Here is a 16,965-nt window from a genome sequence, read left to right as displayed (position 1 = left end):
CGGTATCGTTTACCGGGGGCTTTTTCTCAGCCCAACAGTTCGCACAAAACCTGGGTAAACGCCCGGATACTTTCCTCTTCCCCGGCATGGCGCCCATTCCGCACCACCCACTGGCCGCCCACCATCACATCCCTGACCTGGCGATCGCCACCGGCGAACAGCCAACGATTGAGAATGCCGTCGCCGTTGGCCGTGGCCAGGTACGGATCGTTGCCATCGAGCACCAGCCAGTCGGCACGTTTACCTACTGCAAAAGCACCGATGGGTTGCCCCAACGCCTGAGCGCCACCTTCCAGCGCGGCGCCATAGAGCGTGCGTCCGACCATCGGTTGATCCGTTCGGTACAACCGGTTGCGCCGTTGGTCTCGCAGGCGCTGGCCGTATTCCAGCCAGCGCAACTCCTCCACCACGCTCAACGACACATGGCTGTCGGAACCGATGCCCATCCGCCCACCTTGGGCGAGGAAGTCTACGGCCGGAAAGATCCCGTCGCCGAGATTGGCTTCGGTGGTCAGGCACAAGCCAGCAATCGCCCGACTCCTGGCCATCAGGCTGACTTCCTGGGGATTGGCGTGGGTAGCGTGGACCAAGCACCAGCGCTGGTCGACTTGGGCATTTTCGTACAGCCATTGCAGCGGGCGGGCGCCGCTCCAACTCAGGCAGTCGTCGACTTCCTTTTGCTGCTCCGCAATGTGGATGTGCACTGGACAATGGGGATCGCTGGCGGCCAGCACCTCTTGGATTTGCCCGGGCGTCACGGCGCGCAAGGAATGGAAGCACAAGCCCAGGGCCTGATTCGCTTGCCCGGCCAGGATCGGCTGCAAGCGTGATTGAAGCTTCAAGTAGTTTTCGGTGCTGTTGATGAATCGGCGCTGCCCTTCATTGGGCGCCTGACCGCCGAAGCCGGAATGGCTGTAGAGCACCGGCAACAGCGTCAAGCCGATGCCGGCGGCACTGGCGGCCTGGCTGATGCGCAAGGCAAGTTCGGCCGGGTTGGCGTAAGGCGTGCCGTCGGTGTCGTGATGAACGTAATGGAATTCGGCGACCGAGGTGTAGCCTGCCTTGAGCATTTCGATGTACAGCTGCCGAGCGATGATGCCGAGCTGATCGGGGCTGATTTTACCAACGAGGCGGTACATCAGGTCGCGCCAGGTCCAGAAGCTGTCGTTGGGATTGCCCGCCACTTCCGCCAGCCCGGCCATCGCCCGCTGGAAGGCGTGGGAGTGCAGGTTCGGCATGCCTGGCAACAAAGGACCCGCCAGCCGTTCGGCGCCGTCTGCGTGGGAACCGGCCTGGATATGGATCAAGACGCCTTCGGCGTTGACCTCAAGACGTACATCATTGGCCCATCCATCAGGCAACAGCGCGCGCTCAGCGAAGAAGGCGGACATGGGTTGAACCTCGGTGTGTGTAATTTGTATATACATATACAGACGTTTGCCTGGCCGGTAAACTCCGGCAAGCTAGCAACCTTATTCGCAGAACAGGGAACCGCCGTGCCGACTCCGCCTGCCAAACCGCCGCTGGCCGCACACATGGGTGACAGTCCGGCGCCCTTGTACGCCCGCGTCAAACAGATGATTACCCAGCAGATCGACAGTGGAAACTGGCCGCCGCATTACCGCGTGCCATCGGAAAGCGAGTTGGTCAGCCAGCTGGGTTTCAGCCGCATGACCATCAACCGCGCCCTGCGAGAAATGACCGCCGATGGCCTGTTGGTGCGCATGCAAGGTGTCGGCACATTCGTCGCCGAACCCAAGAGCCAGTCCGCGCTGTTCGAAGTGCACAACATTGCCGACGAGATCGCCTCCCGGGGCCATCGCCACACCTGCAAGGTCATCACCCTGGAAGAAGAGGCGGCCGGCTCCGAACGGGCGCTGGCCCTGGACATGCGCGAAGGCCAGAAGGTGTTCCATTCGCTGATCGTGCATTTCGAAAACGACATCCCCGTGCAGATCGAGGACCGTTTCGTCAACGCACTGGTGGCGCCGGAATACCTCCAGCAGGATTTCACCGTGCAAACCCCCTACGCCTACCTGAACCAGGTTGCGCCGCTGACCGAAGGCGAGCACGTGGTCGAGGCAATTCTTGCAGAACCGAGCGAATGCAAGTTGTTGCAGATCGAAAGGGGCGAGCCGTGCCTGTTGATCCGTCGTCGCACCTGGTCCGGGCGCCAACCGGTGACCGCCGCGCGGCTGATCCATCCGGGCTCCCGTCACAGCTTGGAAGGACGTTTTCATAAATGAGCCAGGTGAAGGTTTTACGTGCCGCGCAGTACCCGCGCATGCCATGGAAGAATGGCGGTGGCAGCACTGAAGAAATCACCCGCGATGCCGGCACGGGCCTGGAAGGTTTCGGCTGGCGCCTGTCGATTGCCGATATTAGTGAGTCCGGCGGCTTTTCCACGTTCGCCGGTTATGAGCGGATCATCAGTGTCTTGCAGGGGGACGGCATGACGCTCAACGTCGATGGCCATTCCACGCGGTCTTTGCATCCGCTGGATCTTTTCGCGTTCAGCGGCGAGAGCCATGTGCACTGCTCATTGCTGGGCGGACCGATTCGCGACTTCAACCTGATCTACGCGCCGCAGCGTTACCGTGCGCGGTTGCAATGGATGGGGGGGCAGCAGCGGTTCTTCAGCGAGGCGGGGACGGTGTTGGTGTTCAGTGCGGACCCGGCGTTGAGCGTCAAGGTGGGCGAGTCGATCGCCGAGCTGGGACTCTATGACTGCCTGCAACTGAGCGGTAACACCGGGCTGGTGGATGTCTTCACCCACGGTCAATGCTGTGTGATTGAGCTGACGGCCCACTAATTTGCGGCTTGAGAGCTGTTGTGGCGAGGGAGCTTGCTCCCGCTTGGGTGCGAAGCGCCCACAAAAAATGGGGGGTCGCTGCGCAACCCAGCGGGAGCAAGCTCCCTCGCCACAAAAGCAGGTTTCGCCGTTTCCTTCGCGCACCAACTTGTTACCGAACGCCCCAGCGTGGCGCAATACCACGCTTCTGTGCCCCTCCGATTTCCCCCTCGAATACCCTCTTCAAAAATTTCATGCAGCTCAGCAGCCCTTAAATCACAAGGCTTCAGCCAATTCCCCAACCGTTCCTGAAGATCGTCTCCAATAAGTTGGCCGTTCGATTGCATATGCTTGTACATACAAGTAAAGACGTATGCGTATGAGTCACCGATATTCAACGCAACGTTTGCAGAAATCATTGCCCGCCGCACGGGCTGTTCTGGATTGATCGCTGAGGAGTTTTTGCTGTGACCGACGCTACCCGCAAACCCGAAAAATACCGTGACGTTGAAATCCGCGCCCCTCGCGGTAACACGCTGACCGCCAAGAGCTGGCTAACTGAAGCGCCGCTGCGCATGTTGATGAACAACCTCGACCCGGAAGTGGCCGAGAACCCCAAGGAACTGGTGGTCTACGGTGGCATCGGTCGCGCGGCGCGCAATTGGGAGTGCTACGACAAGATCGTCGAAAGCCTGACCAACCTGAACGATGACGAAACCCTGCTGGTGCAATCCGGCAAGCCGGTGGGCGTGTTCAAGACCCACAGCAACGCCCCACGCGTACTGATCGCCAACTCCAACTTGGTGCCGCACTGGGCCAGCTGGGAACACTTCAACGAACTCGACGCCAAGGGCCTGGCCATGTACGGCCAGATGACCGCCGGCAGCTGGATCTACATCGGCAGCCAGGGCATCGTGCAAGGCACCTATGAAACCTTCGTCGAGGCCGGTCGCCAGCATTACGACGCGAGCCTCAAGGGCCGTTGGGTCCTGACCGCCGGCCTGGGCGGCATGGGTGGTGCGCAACCGTTGGCCGCGACCTTGGCTGGTGCGTGCTCGTTGAACATCGAGTGCCAGCAGGTGAGCATCGATTTCCGCCTGAAGACCCGCTACGTCGACGAGCAGGCCAAAGACCTCGACGACGCCCTGGCGCGCATCGAGAAATACACCGCCGAAGGCAAGGCGATTTCCATTGCGCTGTGTGGGAACGCTGCTGAAATCCTGCCGGAAATGGTCCGTCGTGGTGTGCGTCCGGACATGGTCACCGACCAGACCAGCGCCCACGATCCCCTCAATGGTTACCTGCCGGCCGGCTGGACCTGGGACGAATACCGCGCCCGCGCCAAGACCGAACCTGCCGCCGTGGTGAAGGCCGCCAAGCAATCGATGGCCGTCCACGTCAAAGCCATGCTGGCCTTCCAGAAAATGGGTGTGCCGACCTTCGACTACGGCAACAACATCCGCCAGATGGCCCAGGAGGAGGGCGTCGAAAATGCCTTCGATTTCCCCGGCTTCGTCCCGGCGTATATCCGTCCACTGTTCTGCCGTGGCATCGGCCCGTTCCGTTGGGCCGCTTTGTCCGGTGATCCGCAGGACATCTACAAGACGGACGCCAAGGTCAAGGAACTGATCCCCGACGACGCCCACCTGCACAACTGGCTCGACATGGCTCGCGAGCGCATCAGCTTCCAGGGCTTGCCGGCACGTATCTGCTGGGTCGGCCTGGGCCAGCGCGCCAAGTTGGGCCTGGCGTTCAACGAAATGGTACGCAGCGGCGAATTGTCAGCCCCGATTGTCATCGGTCGCGACCACCTGGACTCCGGCTCCGTCGCCAGCCCGAACCGTGAAACCGAATCCATGCAGGACGGTTCCGACGCCGTATCCGACTGGCCGTTGCTCAACGCCTTGCTCAATACCGCCAGCGGCGCGACCTGGGTTTCCCTGCACCACGGTGGCGGCGTCGGGATGGGCTTCTCCCAGCATTCGGGCATGGTGATTGTCTGCGACGGTACCGACGACGCGGCCGAGCGAATTGCCCGTGTGCTGCATAACGACCCGGCTACCGGGGTGATGCGCCATGCCGATGCCGGTTACCAGGTCGCCATTGATTGCGCGAAGGAGCAGGGGCTGAACCTGCCAATGATCACTGGCAAGTAACCGGCGCGAAAAGCCCGCCCGAACCTGAACAATCCACAGAGGTTGAACCATGGCTGTCACCAATACGCGCACAAGCAGCAAGTTGATCGAGAAACGTTCGATCGACTACATCCCGGAAGCGGAGAGACACGGCCGGCTGTTAAGCCAATTCACCCTCTGGATGGGTGCCAACCTGCAAATTACAGCCATCGTCACCGGTGCATTGGCGGTGGTGCTGGGCGGGGATGTGTTCTGGTCGTTGATCGGTTTGCTGATCGGCCAAGTGCTGGGCGGTGGCGTCATGGCCTTGCATGCCGCGCAAGGGCCCAAGCTGGGCCTGCCGCAGATGATCTCCAGCCGCGTGCAGTTTGGGGTGTATGGCGCGGCCATTCCGATCGTGCTGGTATGCCTGATGTACCTGGGTTTCACCGCAACGGGAACCGTGCTTTCCGGCCAGGCGCTGGGCCAGTTGTTTGGCGTCAGCGACAGCGTCGGCATCTTTATTTTTGCCAGTGTCATCGTGCTGGTCACGGTGCTCGGTTATCGGGTCATTCATTTTATCGGTCGTATTGCCAGCGTCATTGGTGTGATTGCCTTTGTTTACCTGTTCGCTCGCCTGATCAACCAGACGGACGTGGGTGCGCTCCTGCAAATCCGCCATTTCAGTTGGAGCAGTTTCCTGCTCGCGGTGTCCCTCGCGGCCTCCTGGCAGATCGCCTTCGGTCCCTACGTGGCGGACTATTCACGCTATCTGCCGAGCAAGACGTCCTCGGTGAAAACCTTTTTTGCCGCGGGCGCCGGTTCAGTCGTCGGCGCACAGGTGGCGATGATTCTCGGCGTGTTTGCCGCCGCCTCGGCCAATGGGCAGTTCGCGGGGCACGAAGTGGCCTACATCGTGGGTCTGGGAGGGACCGGCGCCACCGCTGCGCTGCTGTATTTCAGCATCGCGTTCGGCAAGGTCACCATCTCCACGCTGAACTCCTACGGCAGCTTCATGTGCATCGCGACGATCATCAGCGGGTTCCGGGGTCACCTGAACGTCACGCGCTTGCAGCGTCTGGTCTTCGTGCTGGTCATTGTCGGCGCGGCGACCTTGATCGCGTTGCTCGGCCAGCACTCGTTCCTCGGTGCGTTCAAGTCCTTCATCTTGTTCTTGCTGGCGTTCTTCACGCCTTGGAGCGCCATCAACCTGGTGGACTACTACTGCATCACGCGCGAGCGCTATGACGTGCCGGCACTGAACGACCCGAACGGTCGTTATGGTCGCTGGAACGTCCTCGGCATTAGCGTCTATGTCTTCGGGGTACTGGTTCAACTGCCATTCATTGCCACCAAGTTCTATACCGGTCCGCTGGTGAAGGCCATGGGCGGTGTGGACATCTCCTGGATCATCGGCCTGGTGGTCCCGGCGGCGCTGTACTACGTCCTCGCCAAGAAGTGGCACAGCGCAGTACCCGATCAATTGATCCTGCCGGTCGAGCAGGACGCGGTTGACGCACAACCGAGCGGGGCGGGCCGCATCCAAGCGGTCTGATGGGACGTTGCCAGGGCTGGATGCCTCTTGACTGCCGTAAGCCAATCCAACTGATTAGGAGCGTCACATAATGAAGTCGAACAAGACCCTGCTGACCACACTGCTTTCCATGGGCCTGCTGGCCAGCGCCGGCGCCACGCAAGCGGCGGGTTGGTGCGAGTCGGGTAAACCGGTGAAGTTTGCCGGCCTGAACTGGGAAAGCGGCATGCTGCTGACCGACGTGATGCAAGTGGTGCTGGAAAAAGGCTACGGCTGCAAGACTGACAGCTTGCCAGGCAACTCCATCACCATGGAGAACGCCCTGAGCAGCAACGACATCCAGGTGTTCGCCGAAGAGTGGGTCGGCCGCAGCGAGGTGTGGAACAAGGCCGAGAAGGCCGGCAAGGTGGTCGGCGTCGGTGCTCCGGTGGTGGGCGCCATCGAAGGCTGGTACGTGCCGCGCTACGTAATCGAGGGTGACGCCAAGCGCAAGCTCGAAGCCAAGGCGCCGGGCCTGAAGAACATCGCTGACCTGGGCCAATACGCCGCCGTGTTCAAGGATCAGGAAGAGCCATCCAAGGGCCGTTTCTACAACTGCCCGGCTGGCTGGACCTGTGAGCTGGACAACAGCGAAATGCTCAAGAGCTACGGCCTGGACAAAACCTACACCAACTTCCGTCCAGGCACCGGTCCGGCGCTGGATGCGGCGGTACTGTCGAGCTACAAGCGTGGCGAGCCGATCCTGTTCTACTACTGGTCGCCGACGCCGCTGATGGGCCAGGTGGACTTGGTCAAACTGGAAGAAAAGCCGGGTGTGGATAAAAGCGTTAGCATCAAGGTCGGCCTGTCCAAGGTCTTCCACGACGAAGCCCCCGAGCTGGTGGCAGTGCTGGAAAAGGTCAACCTGCCAATCGATATCCTGAACCAGAACCTCGGGCGCATGGCCAAAGAGCGGATCGAGTCGCCGAAACTGGCGAAGATCTTCCTGAAGGAACATCCTGAAGTCTGGCACGCCTGGGTGAGCGAAGACGCTGCCAAGAAAATCGACGCGGCTCTGTAGGTCGAATATTTCCCGGCCAACCGTGGGGCTGGCCGGGACGTTCACCGCATCCACCTGATCGAGAGTCTCTTATGTTTCCCGAAAGCTTTACCTTCTCCATCGCCGACTGGGTCAACGGTTGGGTCGATTCCCTGGTGACCAACTATGGCGATGTGTTCCGGCACATCTCCGAGACCCTGTTGTGGGCCATCGTCAACCTCGAGGGTCTGCTGCGCATGGCGCCCTGGTGGTTGATGTTGGCGATTGTCGGTGGCATTGCCTGGCACGCCACCCGCAAAGTCGTGGCCACCGCGGTGATCGTCGGCCTGCTGTTCCTGGTGGGCGCGGTGGGCCTGTGGGACAAGCTGATGCAGACCCTCGCATTGATGCTGGTGGCGACCCTGATCTCAGTGTTGATCGGCATCCCCCTGGGCATCCTCTCGGCGCGCAGCAATCGCCTGCGCTCGGTATTGATGCCGCTGCTGGACATCATGCAGACCATGCCGAGCTTCGTGTACCTGATTCCGGTGTTGATGCTGTTCGGCCTGGGCAAGGTCCCGGCGATTTTCGCCACGGTGATCTATGCCGCGCCGCCGTTGATTCGCCTGACCGACCTGGGCATCCGCCAGGTAGACGGCGAAGTCATGGAGGCCATCAATGCCTTCGGCGCCAACCGCTGGCAGCAGCTGTTTGGCGTGCAACTGCCCCTGGCCTTGCCGAGCATCATGGCCGGGATCAACCAGACCACCATGATGGCCCTGTCGATGGTGGTCATCGCCTCGATGATCGGCGCCCGCGGCTTGGGTGAAGATGTGCTGGTGGGCATCCAGACCCTCAACGTCGGGCGCGGCCTGGAAGCGGGGCTGGCCATCGTGATTCTCGCCGTGGTCATCGACCGCATTACCCAGGCCTATGGTCGTCCTCGGCATGAGGTGAGCAAATGAGCAACGCAGCCGTCAGCAAGATCGAAGTCAGGAACGTCTTCAAGATTTTCGGCAATCGTTCCAAGGAAGCCCTGGAGCTGATTCGCCAGAACAAGACCAAGGACCAAGTGCTGGCCGAAACCGGTTGCGTGGTCGGTGTGAACGATCTGTCGTTGAGTATCGGCACCGGTGAAATTTTCGTGATCATGGGCCTCTCCGGTTCCGGCAAGTCCACCCTGGTGCGCCACTTCAACCGGCTGATCGACCCTACCAGTGGCGCGATCCTGGTGGACGGCGAAGACATCTTGCAACTGGACATGGACGCCCTGCGCGAATTTCGCCGGCACAAGATCAGCATGGTGTTCCAGAGCTTCGGCCTGCTGCCCCACAAGAGCGTGCTGGACAACGTCGCCTATGGTTTGAAAGTGCGCGGCGAGAGCAAGCAAGTGTGCGCCGAGCGCGCGCTGCACTGGATCAATACCGTGGGCCTGAAAGGCTACGAGAACAAATACCCGCACCAGCTCTCCGGCGGCATGCGCCAGCGCGTCGGCCTGGCCCGTGCGTTGGCGGCGGACACTGACATCATCCTGATGGACGAAGCCTTCAGCGCCCTTGACCCGCTGATCCGCGCGGAAATGCAGGATCAGTTGCTGGAACTGCAAAAGACCCTGCACAAGACCATCGTCTTCATCACCCACGACCTCGACGAGGCCGTGCGCATCGGCAACCGCATCGCGATTCTCAAGGACGGCAAGCTGATCCAGGTCGGCACGCCGCGGGAGATCCTGCACTCGCCGGCGGATGAGTATGTCGATCGGTTTGTGCAGCGGCGGGCGGCGGTGGTGTAAGGCTGTTGTGACCGGCGAACAGCAATTTTTAGCTGACAGGCTGTTGTGGCGAGGGAGCTTGCTCCCGCTCGGGCGCGCAGCGGCCGCTGCTTTTGGGCCTGCTGCGCAGTCCAGCGGGAGCAAGCTCCCTCGCCACGGGTTTGATGCCTTCAGCCCAAGATACAGCGCACTGAGAATTTGGAATGAGGTTTGAGATGTCCCAGGCTGAAAAAATCATCATCACCGGCGCCCCATTGCGTTGGCAGGACGTGGTCGCCGTCGCCCGCTTCGGCGCTGTGCTCGAACTGTCGACCCAGACCTGGGCGCGGATCGACAATGCCCAGGCCATCGTCCAGCGCATCGTCGAAAGCGGCGAGCGCGCCTATGGCGTCAACACCGGCCTGGGCGCCTTGTGCAATGTCTCGCTCAAGGACGAACAACTTAGCCAGTTATCACGCAATACCTTGCTCAGCCATGCCTGTGGCGTCGGCCCGGTACTTTCCATTGAAAAGACTCGGGCGATTCTCTGCGCCGCGATCCTCAACTACAGCCAGGGCAAGTCCGGCATCCATCGTCGGGTGGTCGAAGCGCTGCTGGCGCTGCTCAATCGTGGTATCACGCCGCAAGTGCCATCCCAGGGTTCGGTGGGTTACCTGACCCACATGGCCCATATTGGCATCGCGCTGCTGGGCGTCGGCCAGGTCAGCTATCGCGGGCAAGTCGTCCCGGCGCAACAGGCCCTGGCCGCAGAGGGTTTGCAACCGGTGCAACTGGGGGCCAAGGACGGTTTGTGCCTGGTCAACGGCACGCCGTGCATGACCGGCCTCAGTTGCCTGGCCCTGGCCGACGCCACGCGCCTGGTGCAGTGGGCCGATGTGATCGGTGCCATGAGTTTCGAGGCCCAGCGTGGCCAGATTGCAGCATTCGACGCCGAAGTCATTGCCCTCAAGCCGCACCCGGGCATGCAGCAGGTCGCAAGCAACTTGCGGGCACTGCTCGATGGCAGCGAAGTGATCGCCGCGAGCCTGGGCATCCGCACCCAGGATGCGTTGAGCATCCGCTCGATCCCCCAAGTGCATGGCGCCGCGCGCGATCAACTGGCCCACGCCTGCCGACAGATCGAAACCGAACTCAACGCCGCCACCGATAACCCTTTGCTGCTGGGTACACCGGACAATTTCCGCGTCATGTCCCAGGCCAATCCCCACGGCCAGTCAGTGGCGATGGCGGCGGATCTGCTAGCGATCGCCATGGCGGAAATCGGCTCCATCGCCGAGCGCCGTCTCGACCGCCTGATCAACCCGCACGTCAGCGGCCTGCCGGCATTCCTAGTGGCGAACCCCGGAGTAAACTCGGGGATGATGATCGTGCAGTACGTCGCTGCGTCGCTGTGCGCGGAGAACAGACAACTGGCGCAACCGGCGGTACTCGACAATTTCGTCACTTCCGGGTTGCAGGAAGACCATTTGAGCATGGGCACCAACGCCGCCCTGAAGCTGCACCGGGCGCTGGAAAACTGCACACAGATCCTCGCCATCGAATACCTGCTGGCGGCCCAGGCCTTTGAGTTTCTCAAGGCGCAGCGTTTTGGCGCCGGCACCGACATTGCCTGGAAACTGCTGCGCGAGCGCGTCCCGGCCTACGACCAGGACCGCTGGCTGGCGCCGGACATCGCCAGCGCCGCCGGACTGCTGAAAGACCCGAACGTGCTGCACAACGTATTACCGAATTTGAATTGATCAAAAAAGCGCCAGCGTGCCAAGGCACCTATCGCCCACAAGGCGTCGCCCAAAAGGTGAAGGTGACGGACAACGGAACATTCCGGAGCGACTGGCGAATGCAAAACAAAACTCTCAAAAGGAGCAATAAATGACTGCCTTGAACCTGATTCCCGGCCAATTGAGCCTGGCTCAATTGCGTGATATCTACCAGCAACCGGTGACGCTCAGCCTCGACGCCAGTGCTTCGGCGCAAATCGAAGCCAGCGTCGCCTGTGTGGAGCAGATCCTCGCCGAGAATCGCACCGCCTACGGCATCAACACCGGTTTCGGCCTGTTGGCCTCGACCCGTATCGCCAGCGAAGACCTGGAAAACCTGCAGCGCTCCCTGGTGCTGTCGCATGCCGCCGGCGTCGGCGAGCCGATCAGTGACGCGCTGGTGCGGTTGATCATGGTGCTCAAGGTCAACAGCCTGAGCCGGGGTTTCTCCGGCATTCGCCGGCAGGTGATCGATGCCCTGATCGCGCTGATCAACGCCGAGGTCTACCCGCACATTCCGCTCAAGGGTTCGGTCGGTGCCTCCGGCGATTTGGCGCCTCTGGCCCACATGTCCCTGGTGCTGTTGGGCGAGGGCAAGGCCCGTTACAAAGGCGAATGGCTGCCGGCAGTCGACGCGCTGAAAGTCGCCGGTCTCGCGCCGTTGACCCTGGCCGCCAAGGAAGGCCTGGCGCTGCTCAACGGCACCCAGGTGTCTACCGCGTTTGCCTTGCGCGGCCTGTTCGAGGGCGAAGACTTGTTCGCCAGCGCCGTGGCCCTGGGCAGCCTCACTGTGGAAGCGGTGCTTGGCTCGCGCTCGCCATTCGATGCACGTATCCACGCGGCTCGCGGCCAGAAAGGCCAGATCGATGCCGCCGCCGCGTATCGCGATCTGCTGGGCGAGCGCAGCGAAGTCTCCGACTCACATCAGAACTGCGACAAGGTCCAGGACCCGTACTCTCTGCGCTGCCAGCCGCAAGTAATGGGCGCCTGCCTGACCCAGTTCCGCCAGGCCGCCGAGGTGCTGGTGATCGAGGCCAACGCGGTGTCGGACAACCCGCTGGTGTTCGCCGCCGAGGGCGACGTGATTTCCGGCGGCAACTTTCACGCCGAACCGGTGGCGATGGCCGCCGACAACATGGCCTTGGCAATTGCCGAGATCGGCTCCCTGAGCGAGCGGCGCATCTCGTTGATGATGGACAAGCACATGTCGCAGTTGCCGCCGTTCCTGGTGGCCAATGGCGGGGTGAACTCCGGTTTCATGATCGCCCAGGTCACCGCTGCCGCACTGGCCAGTGAAAACAAGGCGCTGTCCCATCCTCATTCGGTGGACAGCCTGCCGACCTCTGCCAACCAGGAAGACCATGTTTCCATGGCCCCTGCCGCCGGCAAGCGCCTGTGGGAAATGGCCGAGAACACCCGTGGGATTCTCGCGGTGGAATGGCTCGCAGCGTGTCAGGGGCTCGACCTGCGCGGCGGCTTGAAGACCTCTGCCAAACTGGAACAGGCCCGGGCTCTGTTGCGTGCCGAGGTACCGTTTTACGAGAAGGACCGCTTCTTTGCGCCAGACATCAACGCGGCCAGTGAGTTGCTGGCGAGTCGGTGCCTGAATGCATTGGTCACGGCGCAATTGCTGCCGAGTTTCCAAGGCTGATCTGACGGAGGACGTCCAATGAAAACCCTCTGGCAAAACTGCCACGCCGCCACCATGGCCCAGGGCGTCTACTCGATCATCGAAGACGCCGCCATCGTCACCCAGGGCGAGCACATTCACTGGATCGGCCCGCGTGCCGAAATGCCGACGAGTGACTACCCGATGGTCAACGACCTCAACGGCGCCTGGGTCACGCCGGGCCTGATCGATTGCCACACCCACGCGGTATTCGGCGGCAACCGCAGCGGTGAATTCGAGCAGCGCCTGCAAGGCGTCAGCTACGCCGAGATCGCGGCCGCCGGCGGTGGCATCGCCAGCACCGTGCGGGCGACCCGTGCCGCGAGTGAGGACGAGCTGTTCGCCAGCGCCGCCAAACGCCTGAAAAGCCTGATGCGCGACGGCGTGACCACGGTGGAAATCAAGTCCGGCTACGGCCTGGACCTTGCCAGCGAGCGCAAGATGCTGCGGGTCATTCGCCGCCTTGGCGCCGAGTTGCCGGTCAGCGTGCGCAGCACCTGCCTGGCGGCCCACGCCCTGCCGCCGGAATACAAAGACCGCGCCGATGACTACATCGAGCATATCTGCAGCGAAATGCTTCCTGCCTTGGCGGCCGAGGGGCTGGTGGATGCGGTGGACGCCTTTTGTGAATACCTGGCCTTTTCCCCGGAACAGGTCGAGCGGGTATTCGTCACCGCGCAACGGCTGGGCCTGCCGGTGAAGCTGCACGCCGAACAATTGTCGTCGCTCAATGGCTCCAGCCTGGCGGCGCGCTACCAGGCGTTGTCGGCTGATCATCTGGAATTCATGACCGAGGACGATGCCAAGGCCATGGCCGTATCCGGTACCGTGGCGGTGTTGTTGCCGGGGGCGTTTTATTTCCTGCGGGAAACCCAGCTGCCGCCCATGGATGCGCTGCGCAAGCACGGCGTGAAGATTGCCGTGGCCAGCGACCTCAACCCCGGCACCTCGCCGGCATTGTCGCTGCGCCTGATGCTGAATATGGCCTGTACCTGTTTGCGCATGACTCCGGAAGAAGCCCTGGCGGGAGCAACGATCCATGCGGCGCAAGCCCTGGGCATGGCCCAGACCCTCGGTTCGCTGGAGGCCGGCAAGGTCGCGGACTTTGTCGCCTGGCACATCGACCGCCCGGCCGACCTGGCGTACTGGCTCGGTGGCGATCTGGAAAAACGCGTCGTGCGTCACGGCGTCGAAATCGATTGAGGAGAGTGGTTGTGGAAAAGGTCCTGAATTTCAAGCAAGGGCGCGTGCCACTGTTGGTCAGCATGCCCCACGCCGGCCTGCGCCTGACGCCGGCGGTGGAGGCTGGGTTGATCCCCGAAGCCCAGAGCCTGCCGGACACCGACTGGCACATTCCCAAGCTCTACGAATTCGCCGCTGAGCTGGGCGCCAGCACCCTGGCCGCAGGGTACTCGCGGTTCGTCGTCGACCTGAATCGCCCCGCCGATGACAAGCCGATGTACGTCGGCGCCACCACCGGTTTGTACCCGGCGACATTGTTCGATGGCGTGCCGTTGTTCCGCGAAGGCCTGGAGCCCTCGGCCGAGGAGCGAGCGACGTATCTGCAACAGGTCTGGATGCCATACCACCAGGCGTTGCAGCAGGAACTGGCGCGGCTCAAGGCCGAGTTCGGCTATGCCTTGCTGTTCGATGCCCATTCGATTCGCTCGGTGATCCCGCACCTGTTCGACGGCAAGCTGCCGGACTTCAACCTGGGCACGTTCAACGGCGCCAGTTGCGACCCGACCCTGGCCAGCCAGCTCGAAGCCATCTGCGCCCGCCACGGCCAGTTCACCCATGTGCTCAACGGGCGTTTCAAGGGCGGACACATCACCCGGCACTACGGCAACCCGGCCGAGGACATCCACGCGGTGCAACTGGAACTGTGCCAGAGCACCTACATGGAAGAATTCGAACCGTTCAACTACCGCCCGGATCTGGCGGCGCCGACTCAAGTGGTGCTCAGGGAGTTACTGGAAGGTTTCCTGGCGTGGGGGCGCAACACCTACAAACGCTAACCTGTGGCGAGTCAGCTTCTGTGGCGAGGGAGCTTGCTCCCGCTCGAGTGCGTAGCGCTCGCAAAATTTGGGGCCGCTGCGCAGCCCAGCGGGAGCAAGCTCCCTCGCCACAAGAGCATTCATGCTTCTCAACCTGTCGCCACCGTGCAAAACCGAGTCGCCACAGTTCATCTGCGCCCCCTCGACGCTGCGTAATGTTCCAGGCACGGTGCGCAAAGACACCGACCTATAACAATCCACTGCCGCCGAGACCCTGCGATGAAAAGACCGTTCAAGCGCTGTCTGTCGATCCTCTGCGGTACCGTCCTGTTGAGCTCTGGTGCGATGGCCGCCGAGGCCGCGTCCTGCCAATCCGTGCGCATGGGCGTGGTCAACTGGACCGACGTGATCGCCACCAGCGGCATGGCCGATGTGTTGCTCACCGGCTTGGGCTACGAAAGCAAGCAGACCAGCGCTGTGCAGCAGATCATCTTCGCCGGCATTCGCGATAAGCGCCTCGACATTTTCCTGGGGTATTGGAAACCGGCGATGGACAAGAACATCGCACCGTTCCTGGCCGCCAATCAGGTGAAAGTATTGGACAAACCCAGCCTGGCCGATGCCCAGGCCACCCTGGCGGTGCCGGACTATGTAGCGGCGGCGGGACTCAAGACTTTCGCTGACATCGCGCGGTTCAAGGATCAGCTCGGTGGGAAAATCTACGGCATCGAGCCGGGCAGCGGCGCAAACACCACCATCAAGACCATGATCGAGACCAACCACTTCGGTCTCAAGGATTTCAAACTGATCGAATCCGGTGAGGCCGGGATGCTGGCAGCGGTGCAGCGGGCAGTGAATCGCAAGGAATTCGTGGTCTTCGTCGGCTGGACCCCGCATCCGATGAACATCAACATGGACATCACGTACCTGACCGGCAGCGAAGACGTCTATGGCCCCAATGAAGGTGCCGCGACCGTCTCTATCGTGACCGCGCCGGACTACGCCCAGCGCTGTCCAAACGTGCAACGGCTGCTGGAAAACCTCACGTTCACCGCAGCCCAGGAAAGCCAGTTGATGGTGCCGATCATGGAGCGCAAGACGCCTCAGGATGTCGCCCGGCAATGGCTGCTGGATCATCCAGAGGATCTACAGCGCTGGCTGGCCGGCGTGACCAGCTTCGATGGCAAGGATGGCGTGGCGGCGGTGCAGGCCAGCCTCAAGAACTGACACAGTCTTGCAGGCGATGAGACCATTGTGGCGAGGGGATAAATCCCCTCGCCACAGGTTGCGCTTTGTTCACAGATATCTGGTTGTCACCCCATGGCCTACCCACTCTCCCAGGCAATGTCCGCCTTCATCGACAAGACCCTGGGCTTCACCTGCCCGGACGACAGCCTCGCCGGCTCGCGCCAGGCCTACAGCCAGATGTGCCGCGCGTTCACGCCGCCGTGTCCGCCTACGCTCGCGGTCGAGGATCTGCAACTGGCCGGCGTGGCTGTCCGGGCTTATCACCCACGTACCTCGCCGCCGCTCGCTGGCTGGCCATGCCTGCTTTACCTGCACGGTGGCGGTTGGGTCGTGGGGGACCTGGATTCCCATGATTTCATCTGCATGGAGCTGGCCGCTGAGCTGGGCGCGCTGGTGTTGGCGGTGGATTATCGGTTGGCCCCAGAGCATCCGTTTCCGGCCGCTTTCGAAGACTGCCTCGCGGTGTGGCGCCACCTGGCGGATGCCCCGTTTGCCATTGATCCACGTCGCCGCGCGGTGGCTGGCGACAGCGCGGGCGGCAACCTCGCTGCTGCGTTATGCCTGGCCTTGCGCGATACAGGGCAGGTGCTGCCTCGGGCCCAAGTGTTGATTTATCCAGCGCTCGGCGGTCCCGCAGAGTTACCGTCGCGTCAGGAATGCTTCGACGCTCCGCTGCTGAGCAGTCGTGACCTGGATCGCTATGAGGCGCTGTACCTGGGTGGCGCCCGACCGTCAGCGTATGCAATGCCGTTGAACGCAGGCGATCTGAGCAGCCTGCCGCCGGCGCTGGTCGCCGTCGCGCAATGGGATCCCTTGCGCGACGACGGTGTCCTTTATAGCGATCGGTTGAATGCCGCGGGGGTGGCCTCTGTTTTGTACCGGGGCGAAGGCCTCGTCCACGGTTGCCTGCGCGGCCGGAACCAGGTGCCAGAGGTCGATCAGCTGTATCGCACGCTGCTGGCGTACCTGGCTGACACCCTTTGACTGCGTACGGGGCATGCTCATTCGGGTAATTCGGGTTTATGATGCCGGACGGCAGACTAAATAGACGTCCCCACAGGGATGA

14 protein-coding genes are annotated in these 16,965 nt (G+C 62.1%); 13 read left to right on the top strand and 1 reads right to left on the bottom strand.

Annotation, left to right across the window (positions count from 1 at the left end):
• Positions 1 to 26 precede the first annotated feature (26 nt).
• Positions 27 to 1,391, bottom strand: a complete 1,365-nt coding sequence (locus tag J3P82_RS24105) for a formimidoylglutamate deiminase (RefSeq protein WP_434559142.1) — start codon at positions 1,389 to 1,391, stop codon at positions 27 to 29.
• A gap of 144 nt (positions 1,392 to 1,535) precedes the next feature.
• Between J3P82_RS24105 and hutC the strand changes: the two genes are divergently transcribed.
• From hutC to J3P82_RS24040, 13 genes are all read left to right on the top strand, one after another.
• Complete coding sequence (hutC, locus tag J3P82_RS24100; protein WP_186613319.1) at positions 1,536 to 2,246, top strand: histidine utilization repressor; 711 nt, start codon at positions 1,536 to 1,538, stop codon at positions 2,244 to 2,246.
• Positions 2,243 to 2,812, top strand: a complete 570-nt coding sequence (locus J3P82_RS24095; protein WP_434559140.1) for a HutD/Ves family protein — start codon at positions 2,243 to 2,245, stop codon at positions 2,810 to 2,812. Before hutC ends, J3P82_RS24095 begins: the two co-directional genes overlap by 4 nt.
• A gap of 446 nt (positions 2,813 to 3,258) precedes the next feature.
• The gene (gene hutU, locus J3P82_RS24090; RefSeq protein WP_434559138.1) at positions 3,259 to 4,947 is read left to right on the top strand and encodes a urocanate hydratase; all 1,689 of its coding nucleotides are present in this window, start codon (positions 3,259 to 3,261) and stop codon (positions 4,945 to 4,947) included.
• Between the two features lie 49 nt (positions 4,948 to 4,996).
• Complete coding sequence (locus J3P82_RS24085) at positions 4,997 to 6,460, top strand: purine-cytosine permease family protein (RefSeq protein ID WP_434559136.1); 1,464 nt, start codon at positions 4,997 to 4,999, stop codon at positions 6,458 to 6,460.
• A gap of 70 nt (positions 6,461 to 6,530) precedes the next feature.
• The gene (locus J3P82_RS24080; RefSeq protein WP_434559134.1) at positions 6,531 to 7,499 is read left to right on the top strand and encodes an ABC transporter substrate-binding protein; all 969 of its coding nucleotides are present in this window, start codon (positions 6,531 to 6,533) and stop codon (positions 7,497 to 7,499) included.
• Positions 7,500 to 7,570: 71 nt separating this feature from the next.
• On the top strand, positions 7,571 to 8,422 hold the full coding sequence (locus tag J3P82_RS24075; RefSeq protein ID WP_186613288.1) for an ABC transporter permease: 852 nt from the start codon (positions 7,571 to 7,573) through the stop codon (positions 8,420 to 8,422).
• Complete coding sequence (locus tag J3P82_RS24070) at positions 8,419 to 9,249, top strand: quaternary amine ABC transporter ATP-binding protein (RefSeq protein ID WP_434559132.1); 831 nt, start codon at positions 8,419 to 8,421, stop codon at positions 9,247 to 9,249. Before J3P82_RS24075 ends, J3P82_RS24070 begins: the two co-directional genes overlap by 4 nt.
• Positions 9,250 to 9,443: 194 nt before the next feature.
• A complete protein-coding gene (hutH, locus tag J3P82_RS24065) occupies positions 9,444 to 10,967 on the top strand; it encodes a histidine ammonia-lyase (protein ID WP_434559130.1) in 1,524 nt (507 codons plus the stop codon).
• 130 nt (positions 10,968 to 11,097) lie between these two features.
• Entirely contained in the window at positions 11,098 to 12,636 is a 1,539-nt protein-coding gene (hutH, locus tag J3P82_RS24060; RefSeq protein ID WP_434559128.1) for a histidine ammonia-lyase, read from the top strand.
• An 18-nt stretch (positions 12,637 to 12,654) separates the two neighbouring features.
• Entirely contained in the window at positions 12,655 to 13,857 is a 1,203-nt protein-coding gene (hutI, locus tag J3P82_RS24055) for an imidazolonepropionase (RefSeq protein ID WP_434559126.1), read from the top strand.
• An 11-nt stretch (positions 13,858 to 13,868) separates the two neighbouring features.
• Entirely contained in the window at positions 13,869 to 14,672 is an 804-nt protein-coding gene (hutG, locus tag J3P82_RS24050) for an N-formylglutamate deformylase (protein WP_434559124.1), read from the top strand.
• 258 nt (positions 14,673 to 14,930) lie between these two features.
• Positions 14,931 to 15,878 carry a choline ABC transporter substrate-binding protein gene (locus J3P82_RS24045; protein WP_434559122.1) on the top strand — a complete coding sequence of 316 codons (948 nt, stop codon included), beginning with the start codon at positions 14,931 to 14,933 and terminating at the stop codon, positions 15,876 to 15,878.
• 93 nt (positions 15,879 to 15,971) lie between these two features.
• Positions 15,972 to 16,883, top strand: coding sequence for an alpha/beta hydrolase (locus J3P82_RS24040; protein ID WP_434559120.1), 912 nt, complete (start codon positions 15,972 to 15,974; stop codon positions 16,881 to 16,883).
• Positions 16,884 to 16,965 lie beyond the last annotated feature (82 nt).

The sequence above is a fragment of the Pseudomonas sp. Z4-20 genome, from assembly GCF_051131955.1.
GTDB lineage: Bacteria > Pseudomonadota > Gammaproteobacteria > Pseudomonadales > Pseudomonadaceae > Aquipseudomonas > Aquipseudomonas marvdashtae.
The sequence above is the reverse complement of the archived record's forward strand: the minus strand, read 5'-3'. Positions and strand labels throughout refer to the sequence as shown.